The organism is Bremerella sp. P1 (assembly GCF_028748185.1).
GTDB lineage: Bacteria > Planctomycetota > Planctomycetia > Pirellulales > Pirellulaceae > Bremerella.
In genome coordinates this window covers 5,766,060-5,788,118 of the sequence record NZ_CP118164.1, presented here as the reverse complement: position 1 = coordinate 5,788,118, position 22,059 = coordinate 5,766,060, and the positions used below count along the sequence as shown (strand labels likewise).

General features: G+C 52.3%; 8 protein-coding genes and 1 pseudogene. 2 read left to right on the top strand and 7 right to left on the bottom strand.

Going from position 1 to position 22,059, the window contains the following annotated elements; all coding sequences use genetic code 11:
• Nucleotide 1: 1 nt before the first annotated feature.
• The 6 genes from PSR63_RS23800 to PSR63_RS23775 form a co-directional block, all read right to left on the bottom strand.
• Nucleotides 2-1,084 (bottom strand): LacI family DNA-binding transcriptional regulator, encoded by a 1,083-nt coding sequence (locus PSR63_RS23800; protein ID WP_274328220.1) that lies wholly within the window; start codon nucleotides 1,082-1,084, stop codon nucleotides 2-4.
• Between the two features lie 76 nt (nucleotides 1,085-1,160).
• Entirely contained in the window at nucleotides 1,161-3,029 is a 1,869-nt protein-coding gene (locus tag PSR63_RS23795; RefSeq protein ID WP_274328218.1) for a sodium:solute symporter family transporter, read from the bottom strand.
• Nucleotides 3,013-4,200: an AGE family epimerase/isomerase gene (locus tag PSR63_RS23790; protein ID WP_274328217.1), complete on the bottom strand. Its 1,188-nt coding sequence runs from the start codon at nucleotides 4,198-4,200 to the stop codon at nucleotides 3,013-3,015. Before PSR63_RS23790 ends, PSR63_RS23795 begins: the two co-directional genes overlap by 17 nt.
• Nucleotides 4,197-6,749: a hypothetical protein gene (locus PSR63_RS23785; RefSeq protein WP_274328216.1), complete on the bottom strand. Its 2,553-nt coding sequence runs from the start codon at nucleotides 6,747-6,749 to the stop codon at nucleotides 4,197-4,199. The genes PSR63_RS23790 and PSR63_RS23785 overlap by 4 nt, the downstream gene beginning before the upstream one ends.
• Nucleotides 6,750-6,964: 215 nt before the next feature.
• Nucleotides 6,965-7,369, bottom strand: coding sequence for a hypothetical protein (locus PSR63_RS23780; protein WP_274328215.1), 405 nt, complete (start codon nucleotides 7,367-7,369; stop codon nucleotides 6,965-6,967).
• A 37-nt stretch (nucleotides 7,370-7,406) separates the two neighbouring features.
• Complete coding sequence (locus PSR63_RS23775; RefSeq protein ID WP_274328213.1) at nucleotides 7,407-8,393, bottom strand: DUF1559 domain-containing protein; 987 nt, start codon at nucleotides 8,391-8,393, stop codon at nucleotides 7,407-7,409.
• A gap of 1,354 nt (nucleotides 8,394-9,747) precedes the next feature.
• Here PSR63_RS23775 and PSR63_RS28280 point away from each other — a divergent pair.
• Entirely contained in the window at nucleotides 9,748-10,218 is a 471-nt protein-coding gene (locus PSR63_RS28280; RefSeq protein ID WP_443111059.1) for a DUF3592 domain-containing protein, read from the top strand.
• Nucleotides 10,219-10,234: 16 nt separating this feature from the next.
• Here the strand turns inward: PSR63_RS28280 and PSR63_RS23770 are convergent.
• A pseudogene (locus tag PSR63_RS23770) lies at nucleotides 10,235-10,471 on the bottom strand (transposase); the annotation flags it as partial.
• Nucleotides 10,472-11,051: 580 nt separating this feature from the next.
• Between PSR63_RS23770 and PSR63_RS23765 the strand changes: the two are divergent.
• Entirely contained in the window at nucleotides 11,052-21,911 is a 10,860-nt protein-coding gene (locus PSR63_RS23765; RefSeq protein ID WP_274328211.1) for a Calx-beta domain-containing protein, read from the top strand.
• The last annotated feature ends 148 nt before the right edge of the window (nucleotides 21,912-22,059 follow it).

Here is a 22,059-nt window from a genome sequence, read left to right as displayed (position 1 = left end):
GCTACGCCGATTCTCGAACAATCAACCGTGGTTTAATCAATATTTGCCTCTGATCTGCAGGCAATTCCTCACTACCAATCATTCTTTCGAGCATTGAGACCATTTCTTTAGCAGCCGTCATATGGTCTAGGTCGATGGTAGTCAGAGGTGGATCCGTAAAATCCGCCAAATAGTGGTTCAGGTAGCCAACAACCGCGACATCGTCCGGCACCCGAACTCCGCGGTAACGCAATCGTTTGATAAGGGTGGCAGCCCAATAGTCGTCGTGGGCGATGATGGCGTCCGCGCCTTCGCCAACAACAAGTCGTTCGATCAGGTCGTCAATCACCGCCTCAGGAAAGCTCCACTTTACGGTATCGACATCGTGCCAAGCGTGGGCGTCTTTGTACTTCGGAGACGCGTAGAACAGAAAATTTGGCGAGAACGTTTGACCGCCACTTTTCTGAGCTTCCTTGAAACCTCGCAGACGGTCTTTCTCACTCTTCTTGGATTTCATCGTAAGGGCTAATCCGATTCGTTCTCTCCCTTGCTCGATGAGGTAATCGGTGGCTTGCCGTACTGCGTCCACACGATCCACGGTTACGAAACATGCGTTGGGGATCCCTGGATCTTCATAGAAGACGGTGCAAGGGTGTTGGTTTAAAAGAGCAGTCCGATCACCTGGCAGCCAATTGTGAACCGCACACAGAACACCGTCGACGCCGCTGTTGGTGAACAGTTGCACGTTCTTATCGAAACGATCTGGTGCGATGACTGTGTTTCCGATCAGCGTACGGTTGCCGTGCGCAGCAGCCTCTTCATCCAGATACTGAATAAGAAACGATCGCAAGGGATCGCCTGCCGATGCGACCAACAATCCAAACGTGTGCGAGCGTTTTCCCACCAATTGGCGTGCCGCGAGGTTAGGCTGGTATCCCATCGAATTGGCGACTCGCTGGATCTCCTTCGCCTTTTCTTCTCCGACGGTAACACGACTGCCGCCCGTTCCCAGCAATACAGCCGATACGGCTCGCCTGGAAACACCAACTTTCTCAGCGATATCCACCAAGCGAACGCGTTTCGGACGGCCGAATTCAACAGTCATATAGTTAGCTCAAAAGAGATACAAAGAGGAGCAACAGGAAATCATATTTCTGTTTCCTGAAATTATGCAATCCCGATTAGGAGTTCTCAACAAACTGAGGTTCCACAGTTTCGCGTGGGTGAGACTCCGCAGCGTTGGATTCCGATTCCAACGAACTTTGAGGCTGAATGAGCTTGCTGAAGCCGAAAAAGAATAGGGTCCCGGAAATAAGCATCACGCCTGCCGCAATCCCGGCCCCACTCCACCGCCCCAAGTAAACCAGCGAGAGCGTGAGAATGCCGGTCGCAGCCATAAGGGTTCCAAACGGTGCCACGGCAAAACCAAAAGCAATGCGGCCTCGCGGGGGTAGCGATTCGCCAGCGGCTTTGGCTACGGGTCCCCATAGTCCATAGGGGCGTGCACGCCGGTAGAAGTCCACTAAATGCGACATAGGCTCTGGTGGGGTTAGCCAAGCAACGGTGACCCAGGCGATCAGCGTTATGCCCATCGAAACGAAGATGATCATATAGTCGTTGTGAGGGCCGAAGTCGAGTAGGTTCGGAAAAGCAAACCACGGATTTGGGAACACAAACAGCTTATTAAGAAGAAAGATCAATGGACCACCGAGCGATGCCGTTAATCGGGCCCAGCCATTGAATCGCCACCACCACCATTGTGCCCAGTTCGCCGTCAATTCGGCTGACGACAATCCGAGCATGAAGATTGAGATCTGGATGACGTTTGTCGCGGCAACCGCCACCAGAATTCCCAGGATCAATATGCCTGCCGAAAACACTTTCCCCATCAACAGGTAGTGCTGCAGGGACGCCTTCTTAACCAGCGAGCGCTGATAGACGTCGTTCACAAGTACCTGGGCCCCAAAATTCATATTGGAGCTAACGGTACTCATGATCGAGGCCAGGACGGCACTCAAGGCCAGGCCTAGCAGACCTGGTGGCAAATATCTCGCCATCAGCATTCCGTAGGCGAGTTCCTTCTGATCGGCGGTCCTAACCTCCGGCCAATGAATCATTGCAGCCAGAGCAGGCAACGTGAGCGTGGCCAGCAGCAAGAAGAGGATGATCGTTGTCCAGACATACATCTTGGACGCTTCTCGTTCATTACGACATGAAAGAATGCGCTGTCCTTCCATGGCACCAGCCATGGGAGCAGCGTCGCCTCCATACCCGATCGCGGTTCCCATGGTCCAAGCGGCTATCGCGACTAAACCGAGCACCTCGTGTCCTATCGGTGGGAACACACTGGCCGCCTCCGTGCCGACTGATTGCTCCAACGCCGTATAAAGTTGCGTCGGTCCTCCAAAGTCGACTAACACGATAATCATTAGCAGTACGGAGCTACCAATGATGATCAGGGTTTGAAAGAAGTCGGAAGTTACGACTCCGACGTACCCAGATGCCAGCACATAGAACAGAATCACCGGAATGACAATGGCAAGCGTCGTGAACATCGACCATTCAAGTAGTGGTGATGAGATCTTGTGCAACCCCAACAACCCCGCTCCCGTCCAGGCAGGCAAGGCGATCAGTGCGCTTCGCAATGCCACCCAACTACGCATCGTTAAAGCAGCTGATCCGCTGAAACGCAGTTCGTAAAACTCGGGAGACGTACGCAGGTTTAGTCTTCGCCAAAGTCCCGCAAACAGCAAAGCTGCAATCATCAGGGCCAAGCCAAACCGAGCGAAGTAAAACCAGCAGATGAATACCCCAGTAACTACGGTCATACCACAATAGGCCGGAGCGACATCAGCATTCATGCACGTCGCCGCATACGAGAATCCATTCAGCCAGCCTGGGATTTTTCGGCCAGCTAAGAAGTAGCCTTCCAAATCGTCTCCACTCTGTTTGCGGAGAACGAACCCCAGTACGAGCAAGCCACCGAAATACAGCCCCAACACACTCCAGTCGAGCCAGCTAAGTTGTGTTGAATCAAACAGGCTGGGCATGTATTACTTCCTCAAGCAGTTGCCAGCAGTAGAACTGCATCCGTGGTAGATGGAACGGCCCCTTCCATTGGTTGCCCTTGATCGTACTCGAGAGCGTTCCGTCACGATGCAAGTAGCCGAACCATTCTCCAAACTCGGGGTCGGCGAAATGCTGATAAGACCAACTGTAAATCTTATGATGCCAACTCCAGTAGCGTTCTTCCCCTGTCAGTCTCCATGCGAGGAGCGTCGCTATGATCGCCTCCGCATGCGGCCACCAGAATTTCATATCATGCCAATACTCGGCACACGGGAACCCGTGACAATCTCGGAAGTAGTACAAGCCACCGTACTGCTTGTCCCAGCCCAACTTGAGTGACCAATCGAGAATCTGTATTCCCAATGCGGTCAACTCAGGCAAGTCCCTTTGTCTAGCCTCTTCCATCAGAAACCACGCCAACTCGATCGAATGCCCCGGGTTGATCAGACGGCCATCGAACGTTTCGATCACCTCACCCTGTTTGCCGACATTCTCCAGAACACATGCTAAGTCACCTTTGACGAAGTCAGTGCGTATTTCATCGATGCATTGCTCAATCACCTCCGTACACTCGACCAATCCAGTTGCTTTGCGAATCTCTTGAGCAACACCAATGAGAATCATCGGGCTGGCCAACGATTTCATGGGGCGTACGCCAGGATTCACCTTGGGTTCCAGAAAGGAGTTGGGGCCTAAATGTGATCGGAGGTCTCGAAACAGCTCGATTGCCATTTGGCAGTGGTCTTCGCTACCAGCCGATTTTCCGTAGGCAGCATAGGCCATGGCCGCAAAGCATTCCGAGAAAACATACCGGCGTTTTCGCAGTGGTTGCCCATCACGGGTTACCAGGAAGAAGTACCTTCCATCGCGATCAACGCAGTAACGCTGCAGGAAGTCGATGCCGTGCTTAGCACGCTCTAGCCAATAATTACGAGGCTCGACCGTTTCAGCGATAGTTGCCAACATCCAAGCAAAACGCCCTTGGAACCATACCGCTTTATCTGTTTCAAGTCGCCTACCATCACGATCAAAGGCAGTGAAGTATCCGCCATACTCGCGATCAATACTACGATCCAGCCAAAAAGGAAGTGTATCGTTGAGCAGGTCATCTCGAAATTTAGCAGATGCTACTCGAATCTCACCGGGTATCACATTGCTTCCTTCTTTTCTGAGTTACTGCGATTGAGTGCTATCTCGCTCACGAATAGCCAGGTCGGTTTGCCTGCCGAATGGTGACCACCAGGTATCGTTCCTCGGTTTTCCAGTATGACCCTAATCCGCTTGATAGAGCTCGGTTCGCCAGAAAGCCGAATCCATTTCACTTGTTTGTCATGGGAATCATCCGGCTCACACTGCAGGTATCCCCATGGCAGAAACTCTCCATCGTCATTGGCAACTAAAACGCGCATGCTGCGTGGATAGTAAATTCCAACTTTTGTTCCCTGGAGTACGTTTACATCAATCGTCTTTAGCGCTTTCTGGTCCTCAAATTCAAGTTCAGCGACAAGTGCCTCCCCTTCAATCCCAATCCACTGTGCGTCTTGATGCGAGATTGGACCGGCCAGTCCATTGGTGAGTGTTTCGGCACCCAAGACACTATATTGCGGGGCAGGCGAATTGATCAATTTGACAGAGGCATTGACTCCATCGTGCCGGATGGGATCTTGCTTGACCTCGTGAACAGTATTCTGAGGCAGCATTTCTTCGCGATACCTGGCATAGTCGCTACTTGCGTCAAGTCGCTGTGTCATCTCCCACAGGCTCTTGTTGGCTTGTCGCATACCGAGCACCGCGACAATCCACCCTTGCGTCCAGCCGGATTCAATCGACCATGCCCCCCAACCAGCATCACCATTGGATCCCCAGAACTCCCAGCGATGGAAATCAAATGCACGCATCCAAGCGCCGTCAAGTTCAGGGTGGGCCTCGCTTTTCGTTTGAATACGACACAGGAAAGCTGCGAGCTTATCTTCAGCATCTCGATAGAATTCATCGCCGGTCGCGGCAGCAGCTTCATGAAGGCCCAGAAACGCAAAGTTCGTTGTATATAGCAAATCACAAATTGGTTCACCGTTTTCATGAATCAATGGCGCTTCGTGAGCACCAAACGATTCGTTATTGCGATGGGGCGGGTAGGCACCCCGATCGAGTCGCCCTAGTTCCTCGCGAATCGCTCCAGACGCATCTTGACAGGCAATCAGATCCTCGGCGATTTGCCGTAACCAACGACGATGTTCCGGCCGATCGTCTACACGAATTAGCCACGCCAGTGGTAGAAGCATTCGGGCTCTTTCCTGCTGAATGCCGTTCGTCCATCTCCACTCATCAGGATATCGCGACATCATAATTCGCATGCCCGTGCGAGCCCGCTCTAATAGCAGCTCATCCCCAGACTGCTCGTAGGCCCACAGGTAACAAGCCCACAAGTAACACTGAAAGTGAGGCGAAGGGTAGATGCTCGCCTGCTTCAAGTAATGCTGCCAGCCGTTGCTTGCCAGTTGATTTTGATCAATCCTTCCTGGCTTGAACCCCAGTGGCCCGGTTGTGCGTAAGCCAGCAACAACCGCGCGAGATATATAGGGGTTCCACCGATGGTCGTCCGTAGCGGCTTCGGTGGCCATCGATGCCAATAAGACCCGCGCGATGTCGTCCCCGTAGTTGGCTCGCTTCCACGCATCGTTTGAGACCCCCCAGGCAATCATTCCGTACGAAGGATGGCTGGGGTCGCCTCGCTCTCCGTGCACAGCACCGGACCGAAGATAGAGGTATTCTTGAAGATTCTTAGCGATCGTCGACAACTGCTCATTGTTGATTACATCACCAGCAATACCAAGCCCCATCGCCGTCTCACTGATACAGTCGCTTCGCTGGATAACACGAACGCGCTGGCTTCCATCGGGAAGAATACCTGAGTCAAACCCCTCTAACATGCCAAAGCGTCCATCGCCAAGTTCGTTGCGAAATGCCTTCGAATGGGCAACCTCGGAGATCGCAATCTTTTCACGACTTGTCTCCAGAGACTTCTCGGTAAGCAAGAGACCCGATTTAACGAACCAGTCAGCACCACGCCGAAGAGCTTCCCTTTCGGCGTTCTCAGGAAGCACCTCTTGGGCCAAGTAGCTAGGACGTACTGTAGGTTCCCAGGCAAGGCGAATTCCGGCCAAAGATGGATCAAGCTTTTCTAAGAGTCCGCTCCAAACGTTTGCCCAGGCCTTCGCGGGGGCATAACGGGCGGTTACAAAGTCGCTCATTTTGCTCGTCGCAATATACATCTCTGGTGTCACATCCGTGGCCGCACGATGCACTAAGAGAGGTACGGCCGTATCAGGAATTCCATAGACGGCGGTGTCCAAGCCCGCGACGCGTGCTAGGACAAGAAGTGGATCATTTGATTGAACGGGCACATAACGGCAACGATTCATGGAGAGAATCTGGTTCGATTTGAGATGCGAACCTAGATCGTCCGAGGCAACAACCACGCGTTCCCAACGGACCCCTGTCGGGGATCCAATGGAAACGTTAGGAATTTCCGTGGGATACTCTAGGTAGACTCGAAGCTTCTTGTTGGTAGCCTGCGACAGAAACGAACGAGGAACGTCGGTTGTTTCATCGGGGTACTTGTCGGCCAAAATGGCAATGGTTCCCCGGTCGCTTACCTGCGAAAGTGCATGGTCCACGTCGGAAGCCGTTGCAAATTTCACATCGTGCTTTCTCAACACCTGGCACAAACCGCAGTCTTGGCTGCCGACAATTACGAACGACGCTTTTTCTAATGCATCGAGTCTTCCGGCACCCCCTAGAAAGAGAAGTAAACCGGCCAGAAAATAGACGTACCGCCCCGCTAGGTTAGCTGCCAATGTTGTAATACGCATGTTGCTCTCAAACAAAGTTTCTAACACCACTTCTGGCTGGGCTACTATTTGGATTGGACATCTAGATCTAGAGAGTTCTTCCCTGGCGTGATTTCGATCTCCAGCCCGCTTGTTGCCGCGACGGTTAAATGACGGGGGAATTTAACATTGACCCGTTTTATCCCTGTTTCATGTGGCGCCGGCGGTGGTGGCGGTTGGAGAGCAACCGCGTACTTGCCTGGAGGTAAAGGTGTCGAGAACTTGAAACTTCCGTCCTCAACAATCGCACTCCCTCCTGTGCCATTGAAATCATCTTGAAAGAGGATAACCCCAGTCGATACGGGTGATCCGTCCAAAGCGATCTTACCGTCGACTTCAGCACCAGTCGGCTTTTCCGAACAGCCAACCAACCCTGTGCAAAGTATGCAAAGCATCAGCATGGCCAGTTTCGTAGTTACTTGACAAATCATTGATATGGCTTTCTCAATTACTATTGCGGTGAGCGAATTAAAGCGAAGCCGTCAGTCCATCGTCGCATGCGCTTAGACGCCGCAGCGTTTCCATATCAATGGTCTCTGGAATGAACCTTGTCGATCCATCCCCCAACAACCCTAAGATTCCACCCGGATGAAATGAATTGAGAATGGTGTTGTTTTCGTAGGGTTGGCTACTGGATGAAGAGGTTTTGGTGTCGTAATTGATCTGCCAACGAACCGTGGAAAGTCCCGTGTAATAGTAGTTGTCAGAACTGCTAGAGATCGAACTTACGGGATAGTTCGCTAACTGACCTGTCCATCCACCCCCGTAATTGGCGGCAATCACCTCTTTGCCAACCATCCCAGACTGTTCGGCGACTGCCAAGCTGTTCGATGTTCCGTCGGTTGCATCCCGAAACTTGGTCACCTGTCCTGGGCGAAGCATGCCGGTCCCGGCAGCATAACCTCGTGAAGTTTGCTTTACGACGTCCGTTCGTCCGGCGGGGTCAGGGTAGGCACCAGCGATCCCGACATAGTGATGCATCATTCCTGCTTTGTCTCCGGCGGCAGGATTGTTCAGTCCTCCTGGTGCGGCGATTAGCGGGTCAATCGGGCTAGATGGACAAATGTAGCCTTCAACAACCAGCCCTTCCAAAACTAAGTTGCCGCCTGCGAAGGGAAAACTGCTGTATCCGCTAAAGCTACCCGTTTCAAAATCAAGTTGATCAAACAGGGCATTCTGCTCGAGAAACGGCAGGATTGAAGTTCTCCAGTTGACCCCTGATAGATTTGGGTAGCTAACTGTACCGGCTCGTGCACCGTAGGGAAACGAGCCAAATGTGTCATGATAGTTGTGCAGTGCCAATCCCATTTGCTTGAAGTTATTGGAACATTGCATCCTCCGCGCTGCCTCTCGGGCTTGCTGCACGGCCGGCAAAAGCAGCGCGATAAGGACACCAATGATGGCGATGACTACTAGAAGCTCTACCAGAGTGAAAGCATTGCGACTGTTTCTCATAACAGTGAACCTGAAAAAGTAAGTGCAGAATGTCAGATAACGGATTGGGAAAACGCATTCTGGGGCACAAAGCATCCCTCGTGGGATGCCCGCAGTATATTCGTATTTCACGTAGCGTCAATGTATTTTTTAAATTCTTGAATTGCCGATCGATCCCCTGGAGACGTGTAAGTCCGCTTTTCAAAAGGCTTTGCCTTGGCAGGCTATAAGTACATTCCCATGACTAACAGCGAGAAAGAATCTCCGCGGAAAAGAAGAGTTGCTCCACTCGAACACGTCGCGGTTTTGGTGGGAAGTTATGCGACAACCGAGTTGGGATTCATCGCTTAGATGGAACGAACACGACCGCTCAGCGCATTTCAAATTCCTCCGGCTAGACCGCAACGCGAGCTGCCACGAATTGTGTTCATGGGATAAAACGCCACACTTCTATCCCAGCCTCAGCGAGCGCACGAAAAAACCCTGGTTGAGCACTATTTGCTAAACCAGGGTTTAAGTGGAGCGAGACTGACGGGCTTCGGAATAAAAGTGAGACCATTGCCCCGATAGAGACGAACCAGAATTGTCGTGTTAATCGGAGAACTTTCCGCGAGTTCCCATCAAGCCGCGACACCATACCATGTTCTCCCGTACGACAACACGCCCAGAGCTTTCACTCTCGGCGTTTGTCGTTAACTGGTTTGTCGGCGGAAAATCCGCTGCAAAGAAAGGCTCCCTGTTCAGAACCCTTTTCGTGAATGTTCTCTGTTTTAGACTTTCGCTATCTGATGCGGAGAGAACGGTTTAGTGATTCCGAGTCCTGTTCGGTCGACCCCTGAGCGAACCGAATCCTTTACTGAATATTTGAGGGATTGATCGTGGGGTCTGGTTGGAGTGAGACGGGCAGGCCGATCCCAACGAGAAGGTGAAGAAAAGCTGCCTGAGTCGCTATCGGGCCATTCTTGATTCGTGTAAGCCGAATGCCATGACAACCCCTCAGGCGTGTCGCTCTACCGAATGAAGGATACGCCGATCCTTGAGACTATCTAAAGGTCACCCGAATCATATTGGTACCTTCCGACCGCTGCAAACGCAGAAGGAAAACGCTTCACCCTCTCAGCTGGTCGTGGCGACTGGCAGTATCAGTACAATCCGTGTAGATTCCATCTACGGTATTGCATCGAAGTCATGACCAACAAGGTTGTGCCAAAACACTCGTGAGCGCTGCGCCAGGGTTGGACTTGCTTTTGGTCATGTACGACAGGGGAGTGATCATCGTGCTGCCGTCATTCAATACCTAAGAAGTTCACCGGATGATTGACCATCAGGAGGGCGTACCAGTCACCATGTCAAAGAGGTCTCGGGGAGCACTACGATGATAGCGTGGTTGGTGGATTGGTGCCTGGATCACGGGCGGTCGCTGGCGACTGGCTTCGCTGGCCTTGTCATCGTGGCTTTGATATTGTTCGCTGCTTACTCCTCTTACGAACATCTCGTGCTAGGCCTGCGTGGGGAACGAGCGACTGCCACCTGCACTAGCTACGAAGTGAAGACCTCCGGCACGAGTAGCGAGCGTCGCAGGGTGTGGACCTATTACTTCCGCTTTCAAACCGCGTCTGGAGAGCCGGTTGAGGGCAGCTTGGTCAGTTCTAAACAGAATATCGCAGCGAATGATCGCGTTGATATTCTGTATGATCCACAACAACCGACGCGGATATGCCTTGATTCGCTCATCAGTGTGTGGGGATTTCCGGTATTCTTTGGATGTGTCGGGCTATTGCTCGTTTGGCTATTCTACAAAGCCAAAGCATTACGAAAACTCGATCGGCAGCTTGATCGGAGATAGCACGCACAACGAATACTAGACGAATAGCCGCCAACAAACGCTTGAGCCGAGCGTTCTCCTTCTCGCGCTCTTTCGACCGCTTGGCCTGATCGTTGCGAACACCACCGTATTCCTTTCGCCAGCGGTAGTGAGTCTGCTCCGTGACGCCGATCGCCTTGCAGGCCTGGGCAATTGTCTTGTTCTGAGAAAGAAGCACCTCCGCTTCGCGGAGCTGTTGGATGATCTGCTCCGGCGTGAATCGTCTTCTTGGCATAAGACATCTCCCTTCAAATGGGCATGCATTCAGCAAGTAACTAATTTACCGAATGGACGCGGTCGAAGGGGGCAGGTCATGCTTATCCCTCCCCGAAAGGAACCGTCTTCGTGAATGAAGAGGGGCAACGGCATAACTCCGTAACACCGACTATCGAACGGCTCAAAGCAGAGACGCGACCAACCTCCCACTCCTCCTAGCTGCCTCATGAATTATTTAACTCGGGTTCATTTGGTTAGCCAATTTCTCACAGCTTGTATCAATTTCCCAACTAGAACGTTAGTTGGTTTGTTGGATCTTGGCGGTCAGATAGTTTATTCTTAACACGCCCCACTTAAGTGTGGCCGCGTAGCATTCCTTAGACAGGTGAGCAAGGCGCCGTCAGGATGTGTAAAGTTCGCGATTTGGCCAGATGTCTATAGGCTCGATCCCTATGCCCTTCCCGTACTCCTCTCGATCGCAAAACTCCCACCGTAGCAAACGCCACCGAAAACTGCTGCGGCCATTGACATTCTGTGAGAAACTCGAAGAGAGAACAGTATTGTCTGGCACGCCGCTGACTCCCAACAATGGACTTGGAATGGAAAGCCCAGTCGTCCAGTCGGCAATGGCTACCCTTCCTGAGTTGACCCTGGCAAATGCTATCCAAGACGAAGATTCATCTGGGGGTAACGGCTTGGTGTTCAACATCGAATTGTCCACGGCTGCTGAAACGGCGTTAGTTCTTAACTTCGCCACGCGATCCGGCACAGCTTTAGAGGACGTCGATTTTCAGTTCGATGCTGGCACAGTAACCATTCCCGCGGGAACAACATCTTGGTCGATTCATATCGATCCGTATAGTGATAGCGACGTAGCCGAACCGGATGAGTGGTTCTACCTGGAACTGATGAACCTTACCGGCGCGGTCTTCGCGAACGAGCAGCTGCGTGTCTCAGCCACCGGCCTGATCCTCGATACCGATGGCGGCGATGAAGACCGATCCCTGTTCGTCTCCAACGCCGAACTACTGGAAGGCGACAGCGGTACTCAGCTGATGGCCTTCACCGTTCAGCTCTCCCAGCCTGCCACCCAGGAGATCCTCGTCGACTACCAGACGGTCGATGATTCGGCGATCGCCGGGGTCGACTACACGGCCACCACCGGGACCCTTACCTTCCTCGCCGGGCAGACAACCGCTACCGTGTTTGTGCCGATCTCAGGAGACACCGACGTCGAGACCGATGAGACCTTCTCTCTCCTGGTAACGCCACAGGCTGGAAGTGCGTCCCTGCTGTCGACCAGCCCTGATGGCCTGGCGGGTCTCGGCCGGATCATGGATGACGACTCGGGAGATGGTACTGATCCCGTGGTGGCGATCCGTGGTACCCGAAGGGTCGAGCAGGATTCGTCGGGTGATGAGGCCTACTTCGAGATCACTCTCTCGAAGCCTGCCGCTACCGAAGTAACCTTCGACTACTTCACACGGCCAGGCACCGCCCTGGAGGATGTCGACTTCGCCTTCGAGTCTGGATCGGTGACGATTCCAGCAGGCAGTACGACGTGGAACATTCATATCGATCCGTATAGTGATAGCGACGTAGCCGAACCGGATGAGTGGTTCTACCTGGAACTGATGAACCTTACCGGCGCGGTCTTCGCGAACGAGCAGCTGCGTGTCTCAGCCACCGGCCTGATCCTCGATACCGATGGCGGCGATGAAGACCGATCCCTGTTCGTCTCCAACGCCGAACTACTGGAAGGCGACAGCGGTACTCAGCTGATGGCCTTCACCGTTCAGCTCTCCCAGCCTGCCACCCAGGAGATCCTCGTCGACTACCAGACGGTCGATGATTCGGCGATCGCCGGGGTCGACTACACGGCCACCACCGGGACCCTTACCTTCCTCGCCGGGCAGACAACCGCTACCGTGTTTGTGCCGATCTCAGGAGACACCGACGTCGAGACCGATGAGACCTTCTCTCTCCTGGTAACGCCACAGGCTGGAAGTGCGTCCCTGCTGTCGACCAGCCCTGATGGCCTGGCGGGTCTCGGCCGGATCATGGATGACGACTCGGGAGATGGTACTGATCCCGTGGTGGCGATCCGTGGTACCCGAAGGGTCGAGCAGGATTCGTCGGGTGATGAGGCCTACTTCGAGATCACTCTCTCGAAGCCTGCCGCTACCGAAGTAACCTTCGACTACTTCACACGGCCAGGCACCGCCCTGGAGGATGTCGACTTCGCCTTCGAGTCTGGATCGGTGACGATTCCAGCAGGCAGTACGACGTGGAACATTCATATCGATCCGTATAGTGATAGCGACGTAGCCGAACCGGATGAGTGGTTCTACCTGGAACTGATGAACCTTACCGGCGCGGTCTTCGCGAACGAGCAGCTGCGTGTCTCAGCCACCGGCCTGATCCTCGATACCGATGGCGGCGATGAAGACCGATCCCTGTTCGTCTCCAACGCCGAACTACTGGAAGGCGACAGCGGTACTCAGCTGATGGCCTTCACCGTTCAGCTCTCCCAGCCTGCCACCCAGGAGATCCTCGTCGACTACCAGACGGTCGATGATTCGGCGATCGCCGGGGTCGACTACACGGCCACCACCGGGACCCTTACCTTCCTCGCCGGGCAGACAACCGCTACCGTGTTTGTGCCGATCTCAGGAGACACCGACGTCGAGACCGATGAGACCTTCTCTCTCCTGGTAACGCCACAGGCTGGAAGTGCGTCCCTGCTGTCGACCAGCCCTGATGGCCTGGCGGGTCTCGGCCGGATCATGGATGACGACTCGGGAGATGGTACTGATCCCGTGGTGGCGATCCGTGGTACCCGAAGGGTCGAGCAGGATTCGTCGGGTGATGAGGCCTACTTCGAGATCACTCTCTCGAAGCCTGCCGCTACCGAAGTAACCTTCGACTACTTCACACGGCCAGGCACCGCCCTGGAGGATGTCGACTTCGCCTTCGAGTCTGGATCGGTGACGATTCCAGCAGGCAGTACGACGTGGAACATTCATATCGATCCGTATAGTGATAGCGACGTAGCCGAACCGGATGAGTGGTTCTACCTGGAACTGATGAACCTTACCGGCGCGGTCTTCGCGAACGAGCAGCTGCGTGTCTCAGCCACCGGCCTGATCCTCGATACCGATGGCGGCGATGAAGACCGATCCCTGTTCGTCTCCAACGCCGAACTACTGGAAGGCGACAGCGGTACTCAGCTGATGGCCTTCACCGTTCAGCTCTCCCAGCCTGCCACCCAGGAGATCCTCGTCGACTACCAGACGGTCGATGATTCGGCGATCGCCGGGGTCGACTACACGGCCACCACCGGGACCCTTACCTTCCTCGCCGGGCAGACAACCGCTACCGTGTTTGTGCCGATCTCAGGAGACACCGACGTCGAGACCGATGAGACCTTTCTTCTAAGCATCTCACCGCAACTGGGAAGCGCAACGCTACTTACCAGCAGCCTAGCTGGCCATCAGGCCATTGGCGCACTCCTCGACGACGACAGTCCACTGCCAGACCTTATTATCTCCGAAGTTATCGCATCATCCACTTTTAATCTGGGATTTAACGATATCTCATGGACGGTTACGAATATTGGTGAACTTGAGGTCGATAGTCCTGCATGGTACGACTATGTTTATCTCTCGACCGACATGCAGATCGATTCGCAGGACGATCGGCTTTTTTCCATATTCATCAACGGTCAGTCGCCATTACCGGTATTGGGTTCTTATCAACAACAACGCAGCTTCTTTCTGAATACCAGCGTAAGTCCCGGTGATTATTACCTGCTGTTTTCAACCGACTCTGACAGAGACATTGAGGAATCGGATGAGACGAACAATACTTTTGTCCAACCGGTTCAGATCGTACGGCCAGACCTAGAAGTAGAGACTGCCTCAACAGATACAACAGCTCTCTTTGGTAGCGAAATTCCGGTTTCTTGGACCGTCCGTAATATTGGGACAGGCGCGGTCCAACAGACTGTGACCGAGGCGATTTGGCTTTCTTCCGACGATCAACTCGATTCATCGGATGCACGGCTGGAATTGCTCTACCAGACTGACGCGTTACCGCTTACGCCTGGGCAAAGTTATAACACGACGCTTAATGTCACCTTGCCACTAAATGAGAGCATTCGACCTGGTGAATACTATTTGATCGTCGAAACCAATCAAGGCAATTCGAATAACGAGTTGAACGCAAACAACAATACATTGGCCACGCTGCCAATTTCCATCGACTATCCACCCTTGCCGGATCTCGTGGTCACCAGTATCTCTGCTCCGCTGGAAGCCATTTCCGGCCAAAGTATTCCCATAACCTGGACAATTACTAACCAAGGAGATGGAGACTTTCAGGGAAGTTTTCGCGATTGGGTTGCAATCTCGATCGATGATACGATTGGTGTTGACGACCTCAATCGTAGCTATGATTTCACAGGAACCATTGCGGCCGGAGAGTCGATCACCCGAACGCAAATGTTCGACCTGCCTGATATCTTTGAAGGTGACGATCTGAGGGTAATTGTCCAAACAGATCGCCTGGACAATGTCCTCGAGATCGACGGCGAAGACAATAACATCTTAATCAACGAAACGTGGATCGACGTACTACTTGCTGCGTTTCCCAATTTGGTCGTCGATGAGGTGATCGTCCCGCCGACAGCGTCTTCCGAACAGGAGATTGTCGTCGAATGGGTTGTCTCGAACACGGGCACCGGCCCTACCAATGCAACCTACTGGGACGACCAAGTTTATTTGTCAACCGATCCATTCTGGGATGCTACCGATTATCGTCTGGGGACCGTTCAAAACCCTTCCTACCTCCAAGTTGGTGACAGCTATCGAGGGTCGCTGGCCGCTACGCTCCCTCGTGGGATCGATGGCACCTACTACGTGATCGTTTTGACAGATGCATTTGATCGCGTATGGGAGTATGGGAACGAAGAAGACAATGATCGATCCAGCACTTCATTTGACATTGAATTGACTCCACCGCCAGACCTAAGGGTCACCAGCGTCACAGCTCCCACATCAGCATTCTCCGGCCAGGAGGTTCAAGTAAGCTGGACTGTCACGAATAACGGTATTCAGACAACCGATGCAACACGCTGGCGAGACCGTGTCTATGTCTCGACGGACAATATCCTCAGCGAGGATGATACTCTGCTAACCACCGTTACGCATGACGGAGTACTAGCCTCAGGAGAGAGCTACGCGGCAACTGGCTTCGGAAATCTGCCTATCGGAGTCACCGGCGAATTCTTTTTCCTCATAGAAACAGATGCGTTCGACAATGTCTACGAACACCTATTCGAGGATAACAACGTTGGTACTGAAGACCAGTCAACCAATGTCCTTTTAACCCCACCACCTGACCTCGAGGTCGTTTCGATCACGGCTCCGTCAACGATCTCGGCAAACCGCGATTTTACTGTTAGCTACCGCGTAGAAAACAATGGTTCGACGGCAACCCCCAACGGTACATGGACTGATCGTGTTTACCTTTCCAGCGACTCAAGCTTTGATCCTTCTGGCGATGTCTTGCTCAAATCACAGAGATGTTATGGCGGTCTGGCAACTGGCGAGGGATACGACCTAACGTTCGCCACCACTTTGAATGAAGACTACATTGGCGACCAGTACATTTATGTCGTTACGGACTACTCAGACGATGTCTTCGAGTTAGACAACCTGAATAACTTGACCGCCCTAGAGGTCCCCTCAGACGTTGTCTCCCAGCCAGGCGATCTGACAGTCTCATTCTTCGGCACTCCCACGCAGGCAGAAGCTGGCGATGCCTTTCTGTTGGATTGGTCCGTTACCAACAGTAGCCAATGGGATACTGCCACAACATCCTGGTATGACCGTGTGGTGCTTTCCACTGACACGACGATTAGCGGAGACGATATCACACTTACGTCTCTACCTCATTCGGGACTACTTCAGCCGGGCGATTCGTACCGCGTTGCGGATCGTCGTGTTCAGTTGCCAAGTGATATGTCTCCGGGGACTTACTATCTGCTTTTGACAACCGATGCTGGCGATCGCGTTCCAGAATTGGACGAGGCGAACAATATCTCGGTCGCCATGGCTTTGGAGGTCTCCCGGATTGCGTCGGACCTTCGCATCACCACTGTGACGGCAACTAATAATCCTCAACCAGGCCAGCCCATCACTGTAGATTGGACGGTTCGGAATGATTCCCCCGTCCCCACGAACTCGACAATCTGGTTTGACGAGGTATATCTTTCCACCGACTATCAAATCGATCCATTCGATACGTTGTTGACAACTGTTCAGCGTGGTAATCCTCTGGGGCCAAATGAGGAATATTCAGTCTCTCGTAGCGTGACCCTTCCCGAAGATCTTAGTGGCCGATTCTTCATTCTTGTTCGCACTGACTCAACCGATCTCGTCGTTGAAGGAGACTTCGAAGGAAATAATCTTCGTGTTACCTCAGCGACAATCCCGGAAGGTGTCGATCCGAGCGAAGACCCTGTCGATCCGGGGGACCCTGACCCTCCTGATCCCCCCGTAGGCAACATCGAAATCATTGAATTAGATCCTCCTGATCTAACTGTCACCAGCGTAGATGCTCCAGCCAGCGTAAAAAGTGGCCAAGATTTCTCAGTCAGTTGGATGGTACAAAATGTCGGAAGTGGGGACGCCGATGGATCATGGTATGACTCGGTATATCTCTCCCTCGATCAAGTTTTCGACCGTTCATCCGATATCTTCCTTGGCTATGCCACTCGCCCTACTACTTTGGCTGCTGGCGAAAGCTATACGCAAACCGGGGAGCTTGACATTCCCGCAGGCCTTGCAGGGCCCTATTACGTTTTCGTTGCCGCTAATCCAAATGGTGGATTGAACGAACGAGGGGAGGTCTTCAACAACTCCGGTCACGATCCACTTTCGATGCAGGTCAACCTGGCAGCACCCGCAGACTTTGTCGTGGGAAGCATCAATGTACCGGCCAATGGAGAATCTGGAGCTGACGTAACTGTCAGCTATACGGTCGAGAATCAAGGTAGTAATTCAGCCGTAGGCAATTGGACCGATTCCATTTATCTCTCTGCGGATGAAACCTGGGATATCAACGATCGATTGCTGGGGCGCGTATATCCCAACCTGCGCATACTTGCCAACGGTGCTTCCTACAACGAAAGCCTGACGACTGCGCTTCCAGGCGTGATCCCCGGTTCCTACCACATCATCATCCGCAGCGACATCCTTAACCAAGTAACGGAAGCAGACGAAGCCAACAACATCGGTGTCTCACTCGACCAGGCGGAAATTATCTTCCCCGAACTTGAGTTGGGAGTCGCCACGGCGGGAACGCTCGATGTAGAACAAAATGTTTACTACCGAGTAACGGTGCCTGCGGGGGAAACGCTCTCGTTCGAGCTTGATAGTGATGCTGTTGACGGGGACAATGAAATCTATGTGGCCTTCAATCGTATTCCGACGCGGAGCGATTTTGATTTTACCGGCAACGAACCGTTCGCCGTGGATCAAAACGTGATCGTACCTGAAACACTAGAGGGTACGTACTATGTACTACTTCGATCCAGGGCTTCGGCCGGTATAGCTCAGCAATACGATGTGACTGCATCACTACTTCCATTTGCGATCGACGGTAGTGATACGACACACACTGGAAGGGGAATTGTGACCCTACTGCTTTCAGGCAGTCGATTTAGCGAAACCACAGAGTTCACGGTCGTCGATTCCGCTGGAAATAAATTCATTGGCGACACGATTTCTGTCTACAATCCGACGAGAGCCCTGGTCACATTTGAACTTACCCAAGCTTCAGCAGGGCCCGCAGACATTCTTGCGAAGGATGGAATTCTATCCGACACCATTGACGATGCACTGGGAATTCGGGATTCATTCCAAGCGGATTTGAATGTCTCCATCGAGGGACCATCTGCCCTGCGCCCAGGCCAGATTGGTTCCTGGACAATCAGGTTCGCCAATGCCGGAGGAACGGACCTGGAGACGCCCGTACTTTCTGTTTCTCTTCCTGGGGTGACAGATCTGCAAATTGCCGCGTTAGAATCAATCGTTCCTTCGGACGGTCCATTGCTCATCCTAGCGATCGAGCAAGAAACACTGCATACATCGCTCCGTCCTGGTGCTCAAGGATCGATCACCTTATTCGGACAAGTAAGTGGCGACGTTCCGGCTTCCGTGTTTCCCGTTCCGCGTGATGTTTTGGCCCAGGTAGAAATTGACTATGCGCAGTTCCTCTCAACGCAGAGTGAACCTGATCCATTGCCAATTGGACCATACGAAGAGTACGTACAGCGTCTCGGTTTGACGCTCGAAGAAGTGTATGGCAATTTCAGAAATACATTGGCAAGTTTGCGCGAGAATCAGAACGAGTACACACACTTACAGAACGTCAACGGAAAGTGGCACTTCCAACAGAAAGACAGTGAACTCGTAGACGTTTTACCTCCGATTCCGTATGAGCCCGTCGAAGACATTGTTGGTGTGATGCTTCGCCAAACATCGGTACAGTTATCCGTGGAGAATGTCGGACTACCCCCTTCCCAAACGCAGCGTACACCAGCGGCAGGTGACGGGATTCATGATACTCATGTGGTCATTGTGGGCATAAGCGACTTCACTTCCGTCGATCCGAGCGGGAAGACAAACTTGAAAAGCTCCGTTCGCAGTGCAAAACAATGGAAGAATACATATGAGAATTCGTTCGGTGTGAATCCAGCCAATATCACAGTGATCACCGATACCACTTTGGATGGCACATCCGTCACCAAGGCGACCGTCCTGGACGCGATTCGTAATTCAGGAGCTGACGCAGATGATACATTTGTCTTTATCGCTGAAACTCATGGTGCCGACAACGCAGGCGAATTGGCGATGAATGCCCTAGGCGAATACATTACTGCGACTGAGTTAGCCGCTGCTATTAATTCTCTTAATCCCAGCGAAACTCATGTATTCCTCGGAAGCTGTTATTCGGGACAGATGATTGCTGACCTTAATAGCAAGATCAATGACTTCGCCGGATATTCTTCAACCGACAGCAATTCTGTCTCATATTCAAATCTGTTCGCGCAGCTCATGAACAAGTATATTCGGAAGGGACTGTCAATCGAGGATGCTTTCGCGAAGACCAGGACTGAGATCGCTCAAAGATTCACCAAACCAGTCCTCGATAGATTAGAGAAAGAAGCAATAAGCAACGGATCCCCTTTTTCATCACGTGATGAAGCGACTCAGAACCCAACCAAAGTTCGAAATGGCGACCCCAAAACAGAACTCTATGACTACAAGTCATACTCAGAGAGACTAAAGGAGTGGATAGAAGACAGCGGAGAAATCGTAAAGGACTGGTCAAATCAATTTGGTGACTGGCTAAACGAAACCCGCAAGGATGCGGGAGACTCGGCTGAAGACTTGAATGATTGGTTGAAGCAGCGATTCAAAGACTTTGCGGAACACTTTACGCAACTTGTTCAATCTCTTGACCCCAACGACATCCTTGGCCCTGAAGGGTTTGGGCCTGAAAACTTCATTGCCGCTTCCAAACCGCTTGACTATACCATTCGCTTTGAAAACGATCCCGTTTTCGCGACAGCTCCGGGTCAGACGGTTCGGATAACTCAGCAACTGGATACGGACTTGGATTTTCGTTCGTTTCGACTGGGCGACTTCGGGATAGGTACTTCCGTATTTGAAGTGCCGGACAATCGCGCGTTCTATACGAATCGCCTCGACTTCACGTCCGACTTTGGAGTCTATGTTGATGTATTGGCAGGTATCAACGTCGCAACGGGCGAAGCATTCTGGGAGTTTACTTCCATCGATCCAGAGACTGGCGATGCTCCGACGAATGCTCTCGCCGGTTTCCTGCCACCTAACTTGGTGTCGCCCGAAGGCGAAGGTTTTGTCACGTATTCGATCCAGGTCAGTCCAGATGCGGTGACTGGTGATGTAATCGATGCGGAGGCGCGAATCATCTTCGATACCAATGAACCGATCGATACGCCTCCTATCTTTAACACGCTCGATACGGAGGCCCCGGCCAGCAGTATCGATCCTCTGCCCACGTCTTTCGATAAGTCAAAGTTTGAGATTTCCTGGTCAGGTCAAGATACCGCCGGCGGATCAGGTGTGGCGAAATACGACATCTACTTTTCAGAAGACGCAGGTAACTATCAGCCTTTTTTACTTGGAACCACGCTCACCGCCGCGACATTCGTCGGGAAGCCCGGTAAGCAATATGATTTCTACAGTATCGCCTATGACTATGCTGGAAACGTTGAGGCAGCTCCAGGTGTTGCCGATAGCACAACAACCATTACCGAAGGCGTCGCCACAATTGGCAACGAAGAACTCCTAATATCTTTGACGCGAACCGATGACACTTTGCCAGTGGGTACATCACTTGGCAACTCACCGATAGGCAACGTCGTTTTCCATGAGTGGGAATCGATCGTTGCTCAGATATGGATCACGGTTACTCCGGAGATGACCAGCGGTCCGATCAGCTTGGAAGCCGGAATGTCTTGGGAAAAAGTACTGTTCCTAAACCCCGAGGTCTTGGAACATCTCGGCACCAACTTGGATATTTCCAGCGACGACGGCGTGACGAATATCTGGTGGGACAACCTGGACTTGACTGGATACCAGCCTGGCGATCGGGTTCTAATTACCAATTTGCTGTTTCCTGTAGATCGGCAGAATGTCGTTGGCATCTCCTCCCAAGTCGATGGTCAATATCCCACGGCAACGCAGCACGACGCGTTTCGTTTATCCAATGGAAAGCTTGGACGAGATGGGCAAGTTTTGAATTCCTATCCTCACATCGATGTGCCAATCGCTCCTGTCGTATATGATTCCGACGACAGTGGTGACGTCGGATTGGGAGACTTTGCTCAGTTCATCCGAAACTACGGTAAGACCGCTGACGTAGTTGAGTTCCCCGAAGCATTTCGCTTTGATTTCAACCGAGATGGTCGTGTCGGTCTCGGCGATTTTACTAAGTTCGTTCAACACTATGGTCAAAACAAGGATTCCGATAGCGTTTCTATCAGAATGCCCGAATTGATCCCCGAGGCGTTCGCGAAAAGCAATCGCCTTGTGTTGGAATCTGAACCCCCCGCGGTCGAAGCGTTGTTTGATGACGTGGAAGAGATGCCGCTGGAAACATTCCATATGAATGTCAAATCTGAATCTAATTTCAGATTCGACGGCGCGGAGGACATCACGGATGCTCTTCACGATTCGCCAGACATTCTGCCACCGCACTTCAAGGAACACGCAGACGCTCGAATAATCGATGCATTGTTTGGGGCTTTAGAATCTGAGTACGCGGCGAATGAACAAGAGAAGCTCTTAATAGAGATCGACGCTTCCCTGCTTTCAGACCTAACCGATGAACTAAGTCAGGAGTAAATTCACCAATTAGGCGTTAACGCCTGTGAAAGTTTCATTGCATTTTCGCTTGCACTTGTGTTTATACACCGGCTTAGTTGGAGCCGTCTTAGTTACATAGATCTTGAAATTGCATTTTCTCAACTGACGTAATTTCTATGCGTTGCAA

Excerpts from the sequence above, each read along its gene's own strand:
- PSR63_RS23800 (WP_274328220.1), bottom strand. The coding sequence starts at position 1,084 with ATGACTGTTGAATTCGGCCGTCCGAAACGCGTTCGCTTGGTGGATATC.
- PSR63_RS23795 (WP_274328218.1), bottom strand. The coding sequence starts at position 3,029 with ATGCCCAGCCTGTTTGATTCAACACAACTTAGCTGGCTCGACTGGAGT.
- PSR63_RS23780 (WP_274328215.1), bottom strand. The coding sequence starts at position 7,369 with ATGATTTGTCAAGTAACTACGAAACTGGCCATGCTGATGCTTTGCATA.
- PSR63_RS23775 (WP_274328213.1), bottom strand. The coding sequence starts at position 8,393 with ATGAGAAACAGTCGCAATGCTTTCACTCTGGTAGAGCTTCTAGTAGTC.
- PSR63_RS28280 (WP_443111059.1), top strand. The coding sequence starts at position 9,748 with ATGATAGCGTGGTTGGTGGATTGGTGCCTGGATCACGGGCGGTCGCTG.
- PSR63_RS23765 (WP_274328211.1), top strand. The coding sequence starts at position 11,052 with ATGGAAAGCCCAGTCGTCCAGTCGGCAATGGCTACCCTTCCTGAGTTG.